The following is an 18,017-nucleotide window of genomic DNA, read 5'->3' as shown; positions in this document are numbered from 1 at the left end:
CCACAGGGAGTAATGATCATGGCGGATGCGCAGACGCAACAGCAGGAATTCTGTCCGAATTGCACGAAGTTCGGCTTGCCGATCCTGCCGTTGCGCTATGCGGTGGCGCGCAACGATGCAAGTGTGACCGAGCAGGCACCGGAACTGACGGGATCGTTCGGCGATGGTGTCCGCGACATCGCCATGCCCGACGTGTCGGCGCGCTATACCTTGCGTCTGCTGCGTAGCGGCTACCTGTATGTCTTCAACGAAACGCGCGGTGAATGGAAGGCCTATCAGGTCGGCGAAGACGCGCAGCTGATTGAATTCGACATCCGCGACAAGGCACCGCCGCCACAAACCGAGGAAGACGAACACCCTGCGGTCTGCTCCCGTCACGGGAATCCACCGACGGCCAAATGCGTGATCATTCCGGATGCTGCGAATGCGGGGCCGGTCTGGCTCGCATTCTCCGATGTGGCGTGGACGCAGGCGATGTTGGCGTACAACCGCACGCGGGCCAACCGCGAGAAGCACATGCGTCGAATCGACGTCGCCGCCTGGGTCGGCGGCGGCGGTGAGGCGACGCAGCCGCACCTGCAAAGCCTGGCCGGGGTCCGAGAGCACGTGGCCGAGTACCATCTCGAACCGCCGGCGTCGGAACCGAACACACCGGAAATGATTGCCGAGCATGAGGCGCGCAATGCCTCCTTGCCGGAAGAGAAGCGTTCGATCCTGCTGGAGAACGTGACCGTCAAGGCCTATATGGCGTTTAGCCATAGCCTGGATGATTTCGGGAACTGCTCGCCCGAGGCCGAGCAGCTGATTGACGATGCACAGCGGGCGGGCGAGCGCTGGGGATATCCGCCCGCGATGGTGGCGTTGGACGACCCGTCCGGGATCGCCGCTGACCTGAATGAACTGGCCAAGCAGCGTCTACGGGAGTGGGCGCAGGCGCCCGAGCGCAAGAAGAAGCACGAATCGGCACTGCTGATCGGCGCCGTGCGCCAAGCGGTCGAGAATGGCGGCGAACTTCAAACCAGCGAGCGACGACGCCAGACCATGGGGATCCTGGGCGCCCTGATGCCGGCCCATGTCGGAGCAGCATATGGCGGCCGACCCGGCATCCGGGGCGTCGCAAATGCCATGGACAGGGCTGGACGTCTGAGTGAATCGGAACTCGAGGCCATCCACGCCGATGCCTGGGAGAAATACGAGGACATGTACGACGAGGCGGCGAGAAAGCGGTATCTCGAGAACGAGTATCCAGCCGAGCTCGCCGCCTTTGAGGAATCGACCATCAAGGCGCTGGACGAGGCCTATATCGGCTGGATGGGCAGCGCGCCGTTCAGGGAGTACTTCAGGGGCAACTTCGACCCCAACCACGTCCAGAGCGGTGTCGTATATACGGGTGTGTTGTATACGGTGCTGAACGATGCATCCGGGCGCAAGCTGGTGTGCGATTACATGGAGCAGTGTTTCGATGCGGACCCGAGCGATCCCAACTCCATTCTGTGCCGGGGGCTGGTGTTCAACCAGGACCAACTGGCCCGGAAGTGGATGGACACCACGGGTGAGGTTCCGGAGCCGGACGGCGGCTGGAACGGCATGGTGGAGCGCCTGTGGAGCGTGGCCAACACCCTGCTGGGCGAGGCGGCCGGGAGCTTGGTGACGGCGGCCAGGGCCAGCCTCAACAACTACGCGTACGAATACAGCGGCGTCCTGATACGCAAGCTGAAAAAGATCTACGACCTGCGCACCGGGGCGCTGATCGCCAGCCAGGTCGAGCCGCGTGCGCTGTCGATCCTGGGCATGATCGCCCGGTCCGATGCTCCCGAATACCGGTTGATGACGGTGCGTACGGAAATGAACCGGATGCAGGCGCGGTGGGTGATGGGGCGGGCGGCGGAGGCGGCGGCCGATCCACGGCGACGGTCGCCATACTCGCCCCGCGAACTCCGCAACATGTACGATCCCCGCGCCGGTCGGGTGACGTTTCAGGGAGTCGTGTTGGTGGAACAGACGCAATACGCCCATTTTGAGGGAGTGCAGCGCCTGTCACCGGAGGAATTCGACCTGCGCATGCAGTCGAGCGTGCGGTTGGCGTCCCGGATCGAGGCCGGGGGGCACTTCGTGGCGGCGTTGCTTGCACTATGGAGCCTCGGCAGCGCCTGGGATGACATGAAGAAGGCGCCGTCGGCGAAAACAAAATGGTCGTTCGCCTCAGGGGTGGCGGCGCTGAGCGGAACGCTGATGGAGACCGCTGGGACGGCGCTCAAGACCAGCCAGTGGGGGGCGATGCCATTCGGTAAAACGATCGTCCGGCGTGCCGGCACGGTAGTGACCCGTTCGCAAGCATTGAGCTTTGCAGGCAGGATGATTGGGATGATAGGTGGGGTGATATCGGGCGTGCTAACGATAGTAGAGGGATTTTCCGAGTACAGCATTAGCCCCGTCTATGGACTTGCCATGGTCGGATTAGGCACCGGAATGGTCATCGCTGCGGTGATGCTTGGAATTGGTATGGTCAGCGGGCCGGTCGGGATTATCATCACTTTAATCCTCGCGCTGATCGCCTTCCTGGTGAGTTTCCTGAAGAAGGACGAGATCCAGAAATGGCTGGATCGGACTGTCGCTTTTGGCCACCACAGGCAGGACTCGTTCGGTAGCATTGAGGCACAATGGCAGTCTATGCAGACGCTCGGATCGGAAGAGGCGGCCACAGCAGGCGCCGGCGGAGGCTAGTAAAGTGCTGACAGGATGGACCAAGCCGTTCAAGATTGATCGGCTGTTATCGACTGAGGAGCGGCAGGCGGCATTGCCGCACCACAGGCAGCCGGGAGTCAGGCCAGACCCCTACGACGGACTGATTCACTTCAACTCGACCTATGCGGATTTTATCGATCGTAGTTTCAGGTTGAGAGGGATGGCCAATACGGCGTTTGGCCTGTTCGGGACTGCTTTGTTGCTTGGAATTCTTTTCTATACGGTTATATTCTTCTTTCCTAAAAACTATCGAGATGGCGTGATCGACGAGGCTTTTTTATTGATATCGTCCGGAATCATGTCTGTCCTTATTCTGGGTAGTGTTTATATTTTCTGGAGGTTTCACTTTCGGAAAGACCTTTTTGCCTGCACTCACTACCCGATCCGTTTCAACCGCAAGACAGGCAATGTGCATGTGTTCCGTCACAACGGCCCCGGGGGTGTTCTGACAGTGCCTTGGGGCGAGGCGTTTTGGCATGTGGGTCGCGGCTACCAGCAGAAATTCCTGTGCGACGTGCGGGGCCACGTATTGGAAGGAGACATGGTGCGCGATACGTTCGCTGTCGGGCACTATTTCGACGACAGCCGGATGAGTCGTATCCAGAGCATCTGGGAGTTCATCCGTCGCTATATGGAGGAAGGACCGGAGACGGTGGCCGAGCACCCGCTCGACCGGTTGATCCACGAATCGACGAAACCGACGCTGAAGAACTGCTTCATCCATGTCTACGCCAGCATGGGACCGAACTTCATCGCGTTGAGGTATTTCCTTTTCTTCCTGTTCTTTCCGAGCGTATGGGTGCTGACGCTGACGCGCTGGCTGGTACTGAACAGTTGCAAAGAGCCGATGTGGCCGCCGGAGGTAGAAATGGAGAGCCGGATCGAACCGGGCGATCCGCACCGCTGGGAAGAGCCGAGTTACATCAACGAGTTTGCCAACCGGCCTGGCGTGTTTGAGCGGTATGAGGAACGAATGCGTCAGGAAGAGCGGATGCGTGACAGATCGAGCCGGTAGTTGACGACGATCCGGGCCTTGATCGCCTTCCTCATGAGTTCCTGATGAAGGACGAGATCCAGAAATGGCTGGATCGGACCATCGCTTCCGGCCACCACAGGCAGGACTCGTTCGGCAGCATCGAGGCGCAATGGCAGGCGATGCAGACGCTCGGATCGGAAGAGGCGGCTGCAGCAGGCGCCGGCAGAGGCCAGTAAGATGCTGACCGGATGGATCAAGCCGTTCAAGATTGACCGGTTGCTGACGGCTGACGAGCGGCGCGCGACATTGCCGCACCGTCGTCAGCCAGGAGTCAGGCCTGATCCCTACGATGGGCTGATTCACTTCAACTCGAGTTATGCGGATTTTATCGACCGCAGTTTCAGGTTGAGGGGGATGGTCAATGCAGCGCTTGGATTAATTGTGTTAATTTTTTACATTGGATTTTATTTTTGGCTCATTAGTAATTTTCCAGAAGAGTTTAGTGACCCATTTGTTTCTGTTTTTATGACATTCTCCGTAGTGTTCTTGCTCGCTGTTACTTGGATTTTTTACTATAAGAAAGAACTATTTTCCTACACCCACTACCCGGTCCGCTTCAACCGCAAGACCGGCAAAGTGCACGTGTTCCGCCATAACGGATCTGGGGGCGTGCTGACGGTGCCCTGGGATCAGGTGTACTGGCATGTGGGGCGCGGCTACCAGCAGAAGTTCCTGTGCGACGTGCGGGCCACGTGCTGGAAGGGGACATGGTGCGCGATACGTTCGCCGTCGGGCACTATTTCGACGACAGCCGGTTGAACCGCATCCAGAGCATCTGGGAGTTCATCCGCCGCTACATGGAGGAAGGGCCGGAGACGGTGGCCGAGCACCCGCTCGACCGGTTGATCCACGAGTCGACGAAACCCACGCTCAAGAACTGCTTCATCCATGTCTACGCCAGCATGGGCCTGAATTTTATCGCGTTGAGGTATTTCCTCTTCTTCCTGTTCTACCCGAGTGTGGGGGTGCTGACGTTGACGCGCTGGCTGGTATTGAATAGCTGCAAGGAACCGGTCTGGCCGCCGGAGGTGGAGGCGGAGAGCCAGGTGGAACCGGACGATCCGCATCGCTGGGAGGAGCCGAGCTATCTTTCCGAGTTTTTTGATACCTGCCCCGGTGCATTCGAGCGGCACGAAGAGCGGATGCGCGAGGAAGAACGCATCCGCGGGAGATCGGGCTTTTAGTCCGGCCGGTTCGCAGCGTGTCGCAAGCCCGGCAGACGTGTACTGATCGCCGAGCAATCGCAAGATCGCCGAGTCTTCGCCGAAGAACGACCGCACTAGTCGCTCGGCAGCCTGCCATCGAGCCGCTATCGCGATGCGTGCGAACAGGCCAATCCTTTTCCCTGCGAATGCACTATTCGGCGGGAAAGACTACGCATGGAGACTGGGGATATCTGTCACCGGACGCCCTGTTCGGCGACGACCAATGTGCTGCGCCGCTATGCCGCCGCCGCGACCGATGGAGCGCCATCCGGCTTCGGCTTCGAGCCATCGTCGGTGGTCAACTGTACCGATTCCGCCATGACGGTCCAGACCGGCATGCCGAGGCGCGCCAGGGCGTAGTCGGCGTGATAGGCGAGGCGGCCACGTTCGGCTTCCGGGAGTTGTTCGGACAGGTCGCGATAGAGGCGTGAGAATGCGAGCCAGAAGTGCTCGTCGTCCAAGCCTTGGGCGATCAGGCGCCACAGGCTTTGTTCCAGTTTCGATGCGGCCCGAGGCAGTGACAGCATCCGTGGGGACGTGCCGTTCGGATTTCCGTGCGGGTGGTGATCGGCGAGGACGCGCTGGTCCGGTGATGAGGTGTCGGAGGGGGAGTCCCGGGTATCGAGTGGGGCCGACATGGTGGCGTTCCTGCGTGCGATTGTTCCTGTGATGAAACGAAGTATTGGCTCGCGATCGTCAAGACAGCGCGATGACGCAGCGCGTCGACTGGCGGTCGTATCGAAAGCTGCGTGCGCAAGATAGGGCTCTGCTTTCAACATTCAACCCGTGTGCAAACGCATTGCTCGTTCAGGCCGGCGCTAGCCGGCGTGCTGTGCCGGCGGTCTGCTGAACACGAGCGTCGCCGTGGGGCGCACACTGGACGACGAGGCGGCGGCGGCCGTCCACGCCGGGCACATGCCCTTGATCGCTCCGCGGGCAAGCTCGCCATCTCGATGGACTGGCAGGGAGAATCCGGGCATGGGCATGCTGATCGACGGCAAGTGGCACAGCGAGGAGGAGATCCCCGTCGACGAGACCGGCCGTCTGCGGCGCCCCTCGTCCGTGTTCAGGAACTGGGTGACGGCAGACGGTCGCGCCGGGCCGAGCGGCGAGGGCGGATTCGCGGCCGAGCCCGGGCGTTACCACCTCTACATCGCCCGCGCCTGCCCATGGGCACACCGGACGACGATCTTCCGTGAACTCAAGGGCCTGCAGGAGATGATCGGGCTATGGGTGACGCACTGGCTGATGGAGGAGGACGGCTGGACCTTCCGCGCCGCGCCGGGGGTGGTTCCCGATCCGGTGAACGGCGTCGAGTGCCTATGGCAGCTGTACGTCAGGTCCGATCCCGGCTACACGGGGCGGGTGACGGTGCCGGTGCTGTGGGACACGCGAAGCGGACGGATCGTCAGCAACGAGTCGGCGGACATCATCCGCATGCTCAACTCGGCGTTCGACGAGGTGGGCGCGGCCGAAGGCGACTTCCATCCGCTTGCGCTGCGCGACGAGATCGATGCCTACAACGAGCGGATCTACGACAAGTTCAACAACGGCGTGTACCGCGCCGGTTTCGCGCGCAGCCAGGAAGCGTACGCGGAAGCGGTCGATGGCGTGTTCGAGACCCTCGACTGGCTCGAAGGCGTGCTGTCGAAGCAGCGCTACCTGTGCGGCGACACGCTCACCGAGGCCGACTGGCGGCTGTTCACCACGCTGCTGCGGTTCGACCCGGTGTATCACGGGCACTTCAAGTGCAACCTGCGGCGGCTGGTGGACTATCCGTCGCTGTGGTCGTACACGCGCGAGTTGTACGGGCATCCGGGGGTGGAACCGACGGTGAATTTCGAGCACATCAAGCGGCACTACTACGAGAGCCACCGGCACATCAATCCGACCGGGATCGTGCCGAAGGGGCCGTTGCTGGACTACGACGCGCCCGGGACGCGGCTGCCCGCTGCGGACTCGTAGTGGTGGCCGTGCGTCGCTTCGGTCGTCTGGCTGTCATATTGCCGACATAGTCTCGCCGGGCATGGACATCCTCATGCTGTCGGACGTGTATTTTCCGCGGGTCAACGGGGTGTCGACCTCAATCCGCACCTTCGCCCAGGCGCTGATCCGCATGGGGCACCGGGTGACCCTGGTGGCGCCGGACTACGGCCCGGGCAGCGGACAGCAGGCGCACGACGGCGAGGGCGGGCTCGAGGTGCTGCGGCTGCCGGCGCGCGTCATCTTCTTCGATCCGGAGGACCGGCTGATCCGCGCGCCGGCGTTGCGCAGGGTGCTGCCGCAGCTGGCGGGACGGCACTGGGATGCGATCCATATCCATACGCCGTTCCGCGCCCACCAGCTCGGCGTGCGCCTGGCGCGGCGGACCGGACGGCCGACGGTGGAGACCTACCACACGTACTTCGAGGAGTACGTGGCGCATTACCTGCCGTGGCTGCCCGGGCCGTTGCTGCGGGCGTTCGCACGCGCGGTTTCGCGCCGGCTGTGCCATGGGGTCGACCACCTCATCGTGCCCAGCGCGCAGATGACCGAAGTGCTGAGGCGCTACGGCGTCCGCACGCCATCCACGGTGCTGCCGACGGGCATCGAGCTCGACGAATTCGCGGGCGGCGACGGTGGGCGCTTCCGCGCCCGCCATGGAATCGCGCCCGATCGGCCGGTCCTGGTCACGGTGGGCAGGCTGGCGGTGGAGAAGAACCTCGCTTTCCTGCTGCAGGCGATGGCACGGCTGGTCGGGGAGTTTCCGGACCTGCTGCTCGTCGTCGCGGGCGAAGGGCCGGATGCCGCCCGGTTGCGGAAGCTGACGGCGGAACTCGGGCTGCGCGACCAGGTGCGGTTCTTCGGCAACCTCGATCGCCGTACTGAGCTGCTCGACTGCTATCGCGCCGGCGACGTGTTCGTGTTCGCGTCGCCTACCGAGACCCAGGGGCTGGTGCTGATCGAGGCGATGGCGCTCGGGGTGCCGATCGTGTCCACCGCGGTGATGGGCACCGCCATGGTGCTGCGCGATGCGCGCAGCGCGCGGGTGAGCAGCGAGGATGTCGATGCGTTCGCTGGGCACGTCGCCGCGCTGTTGCGCTCGCCGGCCGAGCGCGCGGCACTGGCCGCGGCCGGACCCAGGGATGCGAAGGCGTGGAGCAACGGTGCGCTGATGCAGCGGGCGGTGGCCCTGTACCGGGAACTGGGCGCGCGGAGCGAAGGCAGCATTGCCGCCGTCTCCACGTAGGAGCGCGCCACGCGCGCGATGCCCCCGATTTTGGCTGCTGCCGCGAACTGCTCTCCCCGCGTATCCATGCCGCGCCGGCATCGCGCGCGTGGCGCGCTCCTACGAGTACCGCATCTTGCGGGTCGTGCCGTGGGCCGCGATCGCCGACATCGCGGGCATGGCGCCTAGCCGAGCTTGCCGAGCGAGCTGTCCAGCACCCGCACAAGCTTCTTCGCCGCGCCGGTGATCGCCGCTGCGATGGTGCCGGCCTCGTCGGACGCGGTGGCCGGCGGGCGGCCTTCCAGGCGCGCCTCGAGCGTGCAGTGTTTGTCCTGCGTGCCGCCCTTGCCGGCGTTGGTGTCGCGCAGGTGCACCTCGACCCGGGTGACCTGCGCGGCATAGCGTGCGAGCGCATTGCCGATGCTGTCTTCGGCGTGGCGGACGACCGATTCGTCGGCCTGGATGTGGTGATCGGTATTGAGCTGGATCTTCATTCGCGCTCCTGAGCGGGACAGGCCGCCGGTGCGGCCTTGCGAAGACCCTAACGTGATCGTGGTGTAAACGCCGCGAAAAGCCGAAGCGCCGGCGACGATCGGCGCTTCGGCCGACATCGAGACCGCTTAGCGATTGACCGAATCCATTTGCGCTTCCGGGTAGCGTGTGCCCGCGATCTGGTGCTCGGCAAGCAAGCTGTCGATGCGCGCCAGGTCTTCGGGCTCGAGCCGCAGTCGCGCGGCGGCTGCGTTCTCGTCCAGGCGCTCGATGCGCCGTGTCCCGGGGATCGGCACGATGTCCTCGGCCTGATGCAGCAGCCAGGCCAGGGCGATCTGCGCGGGCGTGGCGCCGCGTGCCTTGGCCACCTCGGTGACCGCCTCCACCAGCGCATAGTTGCGGTCGAAGTTGTCGCCCTGGAAGCGCGGGTTCTGGCGGCGCCAGTCGTTGTCGGCCAGGTCGTCGGCCTTCCGGATGGCGCCGGTGAGAAAGCCGCGACCGAGCGGGCTGTAGGGGACGAAACCGATGCCCAGTTCGCGGCATACCGGCAGCACGGCATCGGCCACCTCGCGCGTCCACAGCGAGTATTCGCTCTGCAGCGCGGCGATGGGATGCACGGCGGCGGCGCGGCGTACCGTATCGGGGGCCGCCTCGGACAGGCCGAGGTGACGCACCTTGCCCGATTCGACTAGGCGCGCCATCGCGCCGACGGTGTCCTCGATCGGTACGTTCGGGTCGACCCGGTGCTGGTAGTACAGGTCGATCTGGTCGATGCCGAGACGCTTGAGGCTCGCATCGCAGGCCGCGGCGACGTATTCGGGCCGGCCGTCGACGCCGAGGAAGGCGCCGTCCGGCGCGCGCACGTTGCCGAACTTGGTAGCCAGCACCACCTCGTCGCGCCGAGTGCGCAGCACCTTGGCCAGCAGTTCCTCGTTGCGGCCGACGCCGTACATGTCGGCGGTATCGAGGAAGTTCACGCCGATGTCGATGGCATGGTTCAGCACGGCGAGGTTCTGCGCCTCGTCGCTGTCGCCGTAGAAGTCGGACATGCCCATGCAGCCCAGGCCGATCGCGGACACGCTGAGGCCCTGGCGGCCCAGGGTGCGGCGGGGGAAGGATGTATGCATGCTGGAATCTCCTGGTGCGGGGGAGCTACAGGCTAGACCCCGACCGCCGGCGGCAGTTAGTCCATTGCTGGAACATTCTTGCCCGATCCTCCGCGACTCCGCCCGCCGCGCTGGCGGTGCCGGCGTCGATGCGCATAATCACGGACGCCCCGGTCAGGAGCCGCCGCCATGCCCGACAACGCTTTCAACGTGATCGCCACCCGCCACGGCACCGAGGCGCAGCGCGCCGAACTGGCCGACCGGATTATCAGGAACGCGCCGCAACCGGGCGTGCATGCCTGCGCCGTGCCCGACCTGGCCCTGATCCGCGCCGACGAACCCTCGCAGCCGCTGGCGTGCGTCTACCACCCCAGCCTCTGCGTCGTGGTGCAGGGACGCAAGCAGGCCATGCTCGGCGAGGACCTGTACCACTACGATCCGCTGCACTACCTGGTGGTATCGATGTCGGTGCCCGTGACCGGGCAGGTGATCGAGGCCTCGCCGGAACGCCCGTACCTGTGCCTGCGCATCGACATCGACACCCAGGCGGTCGCCGAACTGGTGACGCAGCTGGCGGCCTCGCCGCCGCCCGCGCAGGAGAACGGCCGGGCGCTGTATCTCGCCCGCACCGACGCCTCGCTGCTCGATGCGATCCTGCGGCTGGTGCGGTTGCTCGATGCCCCGGACGAGGCGCCGGTGCTGGCGCCGCTGGTGCTGCGCGAGATCCATTACCGGGTGCTTTCCGGCGAACTCGGCGCGCGCCTGCAGGCGTTGTGCCATGTCGATGGCGCCGCCCACCGCATCGCCCGCGCGATCGAACTGCTCAAGGCGCACTACACCGAGCCGCTGCGCATCGAGCAGATCGCCGCCGCCGCGCACATGAGCCCGTCCACCCTGCACCAGCGTTTCAAGGTGGCCACCGCGATGACGCCGCTGCAGTTCCAGAAGCAGCTGCGCCTGCAGGAGGCGCGCCGGCTGATGCTGATGGAAGGCGTGGAGGCCGCCGCCGCCGCGCATCGCGTCGGCTACGAAAGCCCCTCGCAGTTCAGCCGCGAGTATCGCCGCCTGTTCGGCGCGCCGCCGCGGCGCGAGGTGCAGGCGGCGCTGCAGAACGGTGCGGCGATGGCGTGAGTGCCGATGGGCGGCGTCGGTGCGTCCATGCGTCTATAGTGCCGGCAGGTCACGGGGAGGTTGACTGAGCCAGATGCTCCTCCCGTTTTCGCGGCAAGCGGCCGATTGGTGCCTTCGGTCAGATTTTGATATGGCCCACTGATCGAGACCAAAACCGGCAGTTCGATGGCAGCATGCATGAAAGTACACCTGCATACCCGTTCCCTCGAATTGCGTCCCCTGAATCGTCGTGATCGCACACTGTACTGCGCTCTGTACACCGACGCCGAGCTGCTGCGGCACGTGTCCGCCCCGCTTTCCGAAGAAGCCGCCCGGCGTTCGTTCGAGAAGGTGTTGCTGCAGGTAGAAGCGAGCCCCCCAGAATCGCTGTACTGGATATTCCATGCGCTGGACAATCCGAAGCCGGAAGGGCTGGGCCTGATGGCATTGGTATTCGATCAGGGCGTCGCCATCGCTGAGATCGGGGTGTTATTGATGCCCGAAGGGCAGGGGCGGGGCTACGCAACGGAGGCCATAGCGGCGGCGGCCGACCTCTCGTTCGATGCGCTAGGACTGAATCGTCTGCATACCCGGCACACGCCCGACAATCTAGCCGCATCGGGGCTGATGCGGCGCCTCGGCTTCGAACTACTGGTGGCTACAAGTGCCACGGATGAAACGGCGGGGCCGCCCAGCTGCCGATGGAACCTGGATCGGGAGCACTGGCTGGCACGCGGCCGCAGCCCGGGCGGCTTTGCATTACCCCGGAAGACGGGCTAGATTCCGGATTGCTGACGGGAATGGCGAGGCTATGAGAACGGGAGCGGGTAGCTTGGCCTGCGTCGGGCTGGGCATGATGCTGGGGGCGCACCTGGGCCCGCGTGCCCGCAGCTATATCGAGCAGGCCGATGTGGTGTTCGTCGCCGTATCGGATTCGATAGTCGAACTCTGGGTGAAGGAGATGCATCCCGATGTGCGCAGCTTGCAGCCGTATTACGGCAAGGGGAAGTCGCGGCACGACACCTATCGCGAGATGGTCGAGGCGATGTTGAGGGAAGTCCGCTCGGGCCGGAAGGTTTGTGGAGTCTTCTACGGACACCCTGGAGTGTTCGCCCTGGTCCCGCACCGTGCCGTCGGTCAGGCACGCAGCGAAGGCTTCGATGCCCACATGGAGCCGGGGGTCTCCGCAGAAGACTGCCTTTACGCCGACCTGGGGATCGATCCGGGGACCTTCGGCTGCCAGCACTTCGAGGCCAGCCAGTTCATGTTCTATCGGCGCCGTCTCGACCCTTCCGCATACCTGGTCCTCTGGCAGGTGGGGGTGGCCGGTGACCGGTCGATCCGCCGTTTCAGTACGGGTGCAGAGCATCGGCAATTGCTCGTCGAGCTGCTGCTCGAAGACTACCCGGAAGATCACGAAGTGATCCTCTACGAGGCCGCCACCCTCCCGGTATCCGAGGCCCGCATGGAGCGCATACCTCTGTCCCGACTTGTCGACGCGGAACTTCACCTGCAGACCACCATGGTGGTGCCGCCAGCCAGGCCGATGGAGCGAAACAACGAAATGCTCGCGCGCATAGCCGAGATCGATGCACGTGACCACGTTGAGAGCACATAGCAGCGTGGTGTACGGCTCGGCAGGTGATTGAGTGAGATCGAGTTACCTCGATTTGGCAATGAAGCGTTTAGTCCCGATCATCAAAGTGGAGGCACTATCATGACCAGTACTGTAGAAATGTTGGAAAATCTGGCGACAACTGCGGCTTGGGTCGAAAGGCCGCGCGGTTTTCCGCACCAGCCGCAAGCAGGAGATACATATTGGGATGACCGCCGATCGCTCCAGCGGAGGGCGGACTCCTTGCGACAATCGCTCGCGACGAACGAAGATTTTCGTTGCCTCATCATAGCGCCAGACTGATCATCGTTCGTCCCCGCCCGATGTCGGGCGGGTTCAGGTTTGGCCAATTCTTGAGGGGGAGTGGTGGAATCAATCAGTTTCCTGGAACAGGCCGGCCGCAATCCGGTGCTTGCGCATGTCGAGTATTTGGATTCAGTGAAGTCCCTGGATGTTCCGGATGCCGAGCGGCGGGCGTTGCTGGACAGGGACTTCGCCGGGCTGAGAGCGATTCTTGGAGCAAGGGCCGTGATGGCAATGCACATCATCGCGCCTGATGGTGACGAGCCCAAAGAGGCGCCTGGCGAGCGTGAGCCAGATCCACAGGATCCAGCGCAGCCGGTTCGTCCGGATGAACGTAAAGCCTGAGAATGGTCACGGTATTGGCGGGCAGACATGAAGTCGAATCATATCCATGCTGGACTGATGCTTGCCTGTCTTCTCGGGGTGGCGGCTCATGGGGTCGCCGCTTCCGAGTTCAAGCAGATTCTAGAGCACGCAGACCAAATCCGGACGTCCGACCCCAAGCGATTCAGAGAGGTTCTGCTCGAACTGGATCGAATCGCCGACACGGCCACACCGCAGGAACGCAGGCATCTCCAGATGTTGCAGGCGTATCGCATGACGATGAGCGGCGAGATGGCAAAAGCGATCTCTGGGCTGGAGTCGTTAATCGAGAGCCCCGATGCGGATCTCGAAACCAGATTTCGTGCGGGTTCGTTCCTTGCCAACACCTATGCACTTACAAGAGATTTCAACAAGGGTATGGTGGTGTTGGAAGCCACTTTGGCGCTGGAAGACAGAATAGAATCCCAGGAGTTGCGATCGCAGGCGTATCTCAGTGCGACGGTTCTCTATAACCAGGTAGGCCAATACGGGCTCGGACAGCACTACGCCGAGAAGGTGATTGACACAGAGCCGGACGGGCGGCTTCGCTGTTTCTCGCAAAATCTGCGTCTCGAAGCCTTGCAGGGGCAGGGGCAGGCCTCCGACGATGCCGCCTATTTCGACGCGATCGAACAATGCAATGCGATCGGTGAGCCCATTGGAACCAACCTGGTGCGTACTTATCTGGCCAGGAAGTGGCACGACGATGGCCGCACCGCCCAGGCCCTGGATCTGCTGAAGCAGCACCTGGACGAGGTGATCGGCACGCAATACAAGCACCTGATCGGCGAGTTCAACGCGCTCATCGCCGAGTACTCCCTGGCATTGGGCCAGGTGGAAGCGGCCGAGAGCCATGCGAATTCAGCCCTTGCCGAGAGCGAGGGATTCCTGCACACGCTTCCTCTCGTGACTGCATACAAGGTGCTTTATTCCATTGCGGAGAGCCGCGGCGAGTCGGATGCGGCACTGAAATTCCACAGGCGATACGCCGATGCCGACAAGGCGCATCTGAACGAGGCGAAGGCACGCGAACTTGCATATCAACTCGTTCGCCACGAGACATTGCAGAAGAACCAGCAGATCGAACTGCTGGATCAACGCAACCGGGTGCTCGAGCTGCAGCAGAAGGTGGTCGAGAAGTCGGCACAGAACACACAACTCATCGCACTGTTGCTGGTCGCGGTGCTGGGGTCGATCGGATACTGGGCCTACAAGACCAAGCGGTTGCAGGTGCGTCTGCGGCGGATGGCCGAGATCGACATGCTCACCGGGATATGCAACCGGCACCATTTCACCCAGAAGGCGGAGCGTGCACTGGCGCTGTGCGCCAAGGCGGGCGAGGCGGCGACGCTGGTGATGTTCGACCTCGATCACTTCAAGCAGATCAACGACCGCTTCGGCCATCCCGCCGGCGATTGCGCGCTCAGGCACGTGGCGGCGGCCTGCCTGTCGTTGTGCCGGCCGGTCGATTGTTTCGGCCGGTTGGGCGGCGAGGAGTTCGGCATTCTGCTGCCGGGCTGCGACCTGCGGGATGGCGAGCGTCTGGCCGAGGCCTGCATTGCACGCCTTGCCGCGATCCACACCGCCGACTGCGGCCACGTCTTCGAGGTCACCGCCAGCTTCGGCGTGACCTGCTCGGCCCACTCCGGCTACGATCTCAACCGCATGCTGTCGCACGCCGACAAGGCGCTGTACCGGGCCAAGCGCGCAGGCCGCAACCGGCTCCGCGTATATGCGGACGAGACACCGCGCTCGACGGTGCCGGCGGGCGTGGCGGAAGACCCTGAGTCGGCGCGGAGCGTTGCGTTGTCCTGACGAAGCCGCCGGACACCGACCGGCGATGTCCGCTGGAGCCGCACCGTTCCACTGCCGAGGACGCCATCGACGCCGCAAAGCCCTAGACTTCCCCGTTCCATCGATCGGGAGTTCGGGCATGCACCTGGGAATCTTGGGCGGCATTCTGCTGGCGGCCGCGGTTGGCGTGCTGCTGCCGTTGCAGGCGCTGATCAATGCGCGACTGGGGCATGCGACCGAAGGGGCGCTGTTCGCCTCGTTCGTGTCGTTCCTGGTCGGTACGCTGGCGCTCGGTGCGGCGCTGTTGGTCACGCGCACGTCGCTGCCCAATGCGCAGACGGTGGCGTCGCAGCCGTCGTGGATCTGGCTGGGTGGCCTGATCGGGGCCATGTACGTGCTGAGTGCGACGGTACTGGTGCCGCGGCTGGGCGCGGCGGCGCTGATCTGCTTGATCGTGTTCGGGCAGGTGGCCGGGTCGTTGCTGTTCGATCATTTCGGGGTGCTCAACGCCACGCGGCCGGTGGACATCTGGCGACTGCTGGGGGCGGCCCTGGTGGCGGCGGGCGCGGTGTTGGTGGTCCGCCCTGCGGCGGCGGGATGAACCCGATGCCTTTGTGCGTCCTCGCCATGCGGGTTGGATGCGGCCTGGGGGACGGGTTTCGCGCGCACGACGCATCCCCGCGGGAGGGACGCGAATGCCCGGATTGACCGGCACCGGCAGGCGGTTGCCGACCGACGATACGCGGGCGGCCAAGCCGAACGGGGAGGGCGCGCCATCGGCGATGTCCGTTACCGGCACAGGCCCGGATCCCCTGTTGCGGCCCATGGCTGGCACCGCCCTGGGCGGCATCGCGCTGTTCGTGCTGACCGCGGTCGCGCTGCAGTTCGCGCGCGCGGAGCTCGACTGGATCCGCACGCCGATGAGTTTCTATCTGCTGGGCGACGAAGGACGCTGGCTGCAGGCGGGCTACGTCGCCCTGGCCGGTGCGATCGTGACACTGGCGGTCGGCTGGTATCGCGCGCTGCCGGATTCGGCGCGCAGCGGCGTACCGACGTTGCTGTTCCTGCTGGCGGCGACCGGCCTCGGCGTGACCGCGTTCGCACCGACCGCGCAGGCGGGCTTGCCGCCGACGCTGTGGAACTGGTTGCACGGCGTCGCGGCGCAGACGGCGTTCCTGTGCGTGACCACGGCGATGCTGTTGCAGGCGTGGCGACTGCGCGCCGATCACCGCTGGCGGCGGCGATTCGTCGCGGCCTTTGCCGTCGCCATGGTCGCGTTCGCCGGTGTCTGGCTGTTGGCACTATGGCGGGAACTGCCGCGCGGACTGGCGCAGAAGGGGCTGATCGCGATCATCGTGTCGTGGCTGGCGACGATGTCGGTCTGGTTGTGGCGCGACGCGCGGGCGCCCGGGCCGGACTGAGCGCCCCCGGCCCAGCGGGGCGAATGGAAACGCACCCGGAACCGGCGCAGTATGAGGCACCGCGACGCAACGAGCCGAGGGCCCGGTCCCGTGACGACACGCATCGACGACCCCTTTGCCGTGTGCGCGGCGCCCGTCCTGCCGCAGCCGCAGCGCGAGGCGCTACTGTCCGCCTATGCGAGCCCGCCGCGCGCCTACCACGATTTCGCGCACGTCGGCGAAGTGTTGCGGCACTACGCCGAGGTTGCCGCGGGCCCGGGCTGGACGCAGCCGGTCGAGACCTGGCTGGCGGTGCTGTACCACGACGCCGTGTACGAGGCCGGCCGGCGCGACAACGAGGCGCGCTCGGCGCGGATGGCGGTCGAGGCGGTGGCACGCTGGCTGCCGGAGGCCGGCGTCGACGCGGCGCGGGTCGCGGTCCTGGTCGAACTGACGGCGCGACACGGCCAGCACGATCCCGACGATTTCGGCGCTGGCCCGGAAGCGGACGACACGCGCCACTTCCTCGACTGCGACATGGCGATCCTCGGTGCCGAGCCGGCGGCATTCGACGCTTATCACCGGGGCATCGCCGCCGAGTACCGGGGACGCATGCCGGGCTGGCTGTTCCGGCTCAATCGCCGCCGGTTCCTGAAGGCGCTGCTGGCGAAGCGGCGAATATTCCTGAGCGATCTCTTCCACGCGCGATACGACGCGCGGGCGCGCGACAACCTGCGGCGGACGATCAACGCCTGGCAGTAGCGCAGGCACCCGCCAGGGGATCTCTGAACAAGTTCAGGGATTCCGCGAACCAGGAGGGTTTGCTCGCGGATCAAGCACGAGTGTTCGATCTGCGGGAGCGAGTCCGGACATGTGCCGGACTCGTGACGCCCGGACAAGCCCATGGTGGGCTTGTCCGGACCTGAGCCGGATCGCGAGGGTTCGTTCCCGATGACGGGAACTGCCGCCGGCGCGTGTGCACCGGCGGCGTTCGACGGACGATCGGCCGATCAGGCGGCGGTTTGCGGCTGGTTCGCCTGGCCGAGCTGCTTTTCTTCCGGCGAAGCTTCGCGCACTTCGGCGACCTCGACGGCGAAGTGCAGTTTGCGGCCGGCCAGCGGATGGTTGCCGTCGATCTTGACCTGCTCGTCGCCGACCTCGACCACGGTCACCAGCAGCGGACCGCGATCGGTCTGCGCCTTGAACTGCATGCCCGGCTCGACCGAGTCCACGCCCTTGAACGCCTCGCGCGGCACGGCCTGGACCAGGCTCTCGTTGCGCTCGCCGTAGGCCTCCTCGGGCTTGACGTCGACTTCCAGCGAATCGCCGGGCTTCTTGCCGGCCAGCGCCTTCTCGAGGCCGGGCACGATGTTGCCGGCGCCGTGCAGGTAGCTCAGCGGCCGGGCTTCGGGCGACTTGTCGATGACCTGGCCGCTATCGTCGGTCAGCGTGTAATGGATGGTGGCGACGCACTCGGTGGCGATCTCCATGGATGATCTCCTCGATGAATGGGTGGAGTGGGGAGTGCGCCGGTCGATTCACGGCGCGAGAGACGGGGTAGCCCGTAAAGGCTAGACAACTCCGGCCGCGATCGCAACCGCGCGCGTGAATATTCGCGACAAGGATATGCGTCCGGCCTG

At 64.6% G+C, this 18,017-nt stretch carries 19 protein-coding genes; 15 read left to right on the top strand and 4 right to left on the bottom strand.

All coding sequences use genetic code 11. From position 1 onward, the window contains the following. The first annotated feature begins 18 nt into the window (after positions 1 to 18). The 5 genes from AB5T46_RS06600 to AB5T46_RS06580 are packed head-to-tail and all read left to right on the top strand — an operon-like array spanning position 19 to position 4,965. Positions 19 to 2,724, top strand: coding sequence for a T6SS effector BTH_I2691 family protein (locus AB5T46_RS06600; RefSeq protein ID WP_370563057.1), 2,706 nt, complete (start codon positions 19 to 21; stop codon positions 2,722 to 2,724). Positions 2,725 to 2,728: 4 nt separating this feature from the next. After that, the gene (locus AB5T46_RS06595; RefSeq protein ID WP_370563056.1) at positions 2,729 to 3,760 is read left to right on the top strand and encodes a DUF6708 domain-containing protein; all 1,032 of its coding nucleotides are present in this window, start codon (positions 2,729 to 2,731) and stop codon (positions 3,758 to 3,760) included. 44 nt (positions 3,761 to 3,804) lie between these two features. Continuing rightward, positions 3,805 to 3,957: a hypothetical protein gene (locus tag AB5T46_RS06590; protein ID WP_370563055.1), complete on the top strand. Its 153-nt coding sequence runs from the start codon at positions 3,805 to 3,807 to the stop codon at positions 3,955 to 3,957. A gap of 1 nt (position 3,958) precedes the next feature. Further along, positions 3,959 to 4,540: a DUF6708 domain-containing protein gene (locus AB5T46_RS06585; RefSeq protein ID WP_370563054.1), complete on the top strand. Its 582-nt coding sequence runs from the start codon at positions 3,959 to 3,961 to the stop codon at positions 4,538 to 4,540. Continuing rightward, complete coding sequence (locus AB5T46_RS06580; RefSeq protein WP_370563053.1) at positions 4,489 to 4,965, top strand: DUF6708 domain-containing protein; 477 nt, start codon at positions 4,489 to 4,491, stop codon at positions 4,963 to 4,965. The genes AB5T46_RS06585 and AB5T46_RS06580 overlap by 52 nt, the downstream gene beginning before the upstream one ends. A gap of 257 nt (positions 4,966 to 5,222) precedes the next feature. On the opposite strand, the gene AB5T46_RS06575 is transcribed toward AB5T46_RS06580, so the two are convergent. After that, positions 5,223 to 5,624 (bottom strand): hypothetical protein, encoded by a 402-nt coding sequence (locus AB5T46_RS06575; RefSeq protein ID WP_370563052.1) that lies wholly within the window; start codon positions 5,622 to 5,624, stop codon positions 5,223 to 5,225. A 340-nt stretch (positions 5,625 to 5,964) separates the two neighbouring features. Between AB5T46_RS06575 and AB5T46_RS06570 the strand changes: the two genes are divergently transcribed. Beyond that, positions 5,965 to 6,951, top strand: a complete 987-nt coding sequence (locus AB5T46_RS06570; RefSeq protein WP_370563051.1) for a glutathione S-transferase family protein — start codon at positions 5,965 to 5,967, stop codon at positions 6,949 to 6,951. 61 nt (positions 6,952 to 7,012) lie between these two features. Continuing rightward, a complete protein-coding gene (locus AB5T46_RS06565; RefSeq protein ID WP_370563050.1) occupies positions 7,013 to 8,215 on the top strand; it encodes a glycosyltransferase in 1,203 nt (400 codons plus the stop codon). Between the two features lie 164 nt (positions 8,216 to 8,379). Here AB5T46_RS06565 and AB5T46_RS06560 read toward each other — a convergent pair whose 3' ends face one another. Together AB5T46_RS06560 and AB5T46_RS06555 are read right to left on the bottom strand one after the other, a co-directional pair. Further along, positions 8,380 to 8,688: an HPF/RaiA family ribosome-associated protein gene (locus AB5T46_RS06560; protein WP_370563049.1), complete on the bottom strand. Its 309-nt coding sequence runs from the start codon at positions 8,686 to 8,688 to the stop codon at positions 8,380 to 8,382. A 126-nt stretch (positions 8,689 to 8,814) separates the two neighbouring features. Continuing rightward, on the bottom strand, positions 8,815 to 9,813 hold the full coding sequence (locus AB5T46_RS06555) for an aldo/keto reductase (RefSeq protein ID WP_370563048.1): 999 nt from the start codon (positions 9,811 to 9,813) through the stop codon (positions 8,815 to 8,817). Positions 9,814 to 9,981: 168 nt separating this feature from the next. Here AB5T46_RS06555 and AB5T46_RS06550 point away from each other — a divergent pair, with 168 nt between their 5' ends. From AB5T46_RS06550 to AB5T46_RS06515, 8 genes are all read left to right on the top strand, one after another. Then, complete coding sequence (locus tag AB5T46_RS06550; protein ID WP_370563047.1) at positions 9,982 to 10,923, top strand: AraC family transcriptional regulator; 942 nt, start codon at positions 9,982 to 9,984, stop codon at positions 10,921 to 10,923. Between the two features lie 177 nt (positions 10,924 to 11,100). After that, positions 11,101 to 11,682: a GNAT family N-acetyltransferase gene (locus tag AB5T46_RS06545; protein WP_370563045.1), complete on the top strand. Its 582-nt coding sequence runs from the start codon at positions 11,101 to 11,103 to the stop codon at positions 11,680 to 11,682. A gap of 52 nt (positions 11,683 to 11,734) precedes the next feature. Beyond that, entirely contained in the window at positions 11,735 to 12,520 is a 786-nt protein-coding gene (locus AB5T46_RS06540) for an SAM-dependent methyltransferase (RefSeq protein ID WP_459558939.1), read from the top strand. Between the two features lie 363 nt (positions 12,521 to 12,883). Next, complete coding sequence (locus AB5T46_RS06535) at positions 12,884 to 13,165, top strand: hypothetical protein (RefSeq protein ID WP_370563043.1); 282 nt, start codon at positions 12,884 to 12,886, stop codon at positions 13,163 to 13,165. 27 nt (positions 13,166 to 13,192) lie between these two features. Then, positions 13,193 to 14,998, top strand: coding sequence for a sensor domain-containing diguanylate cyclase (locus AB5T46_RS06530; RefSeq protein WP_370563042.1), 1,806 nt, complete (start codon positions 13,193 to 13,195; stop codon positions 14,996 to 14,998). 118 nt (positions 14,999 to 15,116) lie between these two features. Further along, on the top strand, positions 15,117 to 15,578 hold the full coding sequence (locus AB5T46_RS06525; protein ID WP_370563041.1) for a DMT family transporter: 462 nt from the start codon (positions 15,117 to 15,119) through the stop codon (positions 15,576 to 15,578). Between the two features lie 223 nt (positions 15,579 to 15,801). Then, the gene (locus tag AB5T46_RS06520; RefSeq protein WP_370563040.1) at positions 15,802 to 16,398 is read left to right on the top strand and encodes a DUF998 domain-containing protein; all 597 of its coding nucleotides are present in this window, start codon (positions 15,802 to 15,804) and stop codon (positions 16,396 to 16,398) included. Between the two features lie 120 nt (positions 16,399 to 16,518). Continuing rightward, a complete protein-coding gene (locus tag AB5T46_RS06515; RefSeq protein ID WP_370563119.1) occupies positions 16,519 to 17,139 on the top strand; it encodes an HD domain-containing protein in 621 nt (206 codons plus the stop codon). 248 nt (positions 17,140 to 17,387) lie between these two features. Here AB5T46_RS06515 and AB5T46_RS06510 read toward each other — a convergent pair whose 3' ends face one another. Beyond that, entirely contained in the window at positions 17,388 to 17,867 is a 480-nt protein-coding gene (locus tag AB5T46_RS06510) for an FKBP-type peptidyl-prolyl cis-trans isomerase (RefSeq protein ID WP_370563039.1), read from the bottom strand. Positions 17,868 to 18,017 lie beyond the last annotated feature (150 nt).

It is taken from the genome of Luteimonas salinilitoris, from assembly GCF_041300785.1.
Lineage (GTDB): Bacteria > Pseudomonadota > Gammaproteobacteria > Xanthomonadales > Xanthomonadaceae > Luteimonas > Luteimonas salinilitoris.
This window is presented reverse-complemented; position numbering and strand designations above follow the sequence as displayed.

Coding starts and splice junctions, on each gene's coding strand:
- AB5T46_RS06590 (WP_370563055.1), top strand. CDS start 3,805: ATGAAGGACGAGATCCAGAAATGGCTGGATCGGACCATCGCTTCCGGC.
- AB5T46_RS06520 (WP_370563040.1), top strand. CDS start 15,802: ATGGCTGGCACCGCCCTGGGCGGCATCGCGCTGTTCGTGCTGACCGCG.
- AB5T46_RS06560 (WP_370563049.1), bottom strand. CDS start 8,688: ATGAAGATCCAGCTCAATACCGATCACCACATCCAGGCCGACGAATCG.
- AB5T46_RS06510 (WP_370563039.1), bottom strand. CDS start 17,867: ATGGAGATCGCCACCGAGTGCGTCGCCACCATCCATTACACGCTGACC.
- AB5T46_RS06555 (WP_370563048.1), bottom strand. CDS start 9,813: ATGCATACATCCTTCCCCCGCCGCACCCTGGGCCGCCAGGGCCTCAGC.
- AB5T46_RS06585 (WP_370563054.1), top strand. CDS start 3,959: ATGCTGACCGGATGGATCAAGCCGTTCAAGATTGACCGGTTGCTGACG.
- AB5T46_RS06550 (WP_370563047.1), top strand. CDS start 9,982: ATGCCCGACAACGCTTTCAACGTGATCGCCACCCGCCACGGCACCGAG.
- AB5T46_RS06600 (WP_370563057.1), top strand. CDS start 19: ATGGCGGATGCGCAGACGCAACAGCAGGAATTCTGTCCGAATTGCACG.
- AB5T46_RS06530 (WP_370563042.1), top strand. CDS start 13,193: ATGAAGTCGAATCATATCCATGCTGGACTGATGCTTGCCTGTCTTCTC.
- AB5T46_RS06580 (WP_370563053.1), top strand. CDS start 4,489: ATGGTGCGCGATACGTTCGCCGTCGGGCACTATTTCGACGACAGCCGG.
- AB5T46_RS06545 (WP_370563045.1), top strand. CDS start 11,101: ATGAAAGTACACCTGCATACCCGTTCCCTCGAATTGCGTCCCCTGAAT.
- AB5T46_RS06525 (WP_370563041.1), top strand. CDS start 15,117: ATGCACCTGGGAATCTTGGGCGGCATTCTGCTGGCGGCCGCGGTTGGC.
- AB5T46_RS06570 (WP_370563051.1), top strand. CDS start 5,965: ATGGGCATGCTGATCGACGGCAAGTGGCACAGCGAGGAGGAGATCCCC.
- AB5T46_RS06565 (WP_370563050.1), top strand. CDS start 7,013: ATGGACATCCTCATGCTGTCGGACGTGTATTTTCCGCGGGTCAACGGG.
- AB5T46_RS06575 (WP_370563052.1), bottom strand. CDS start 5,624: ATGTCGGCCCCACTCGATACCCGGGACTCCCCCTCCGACACCTCATCA.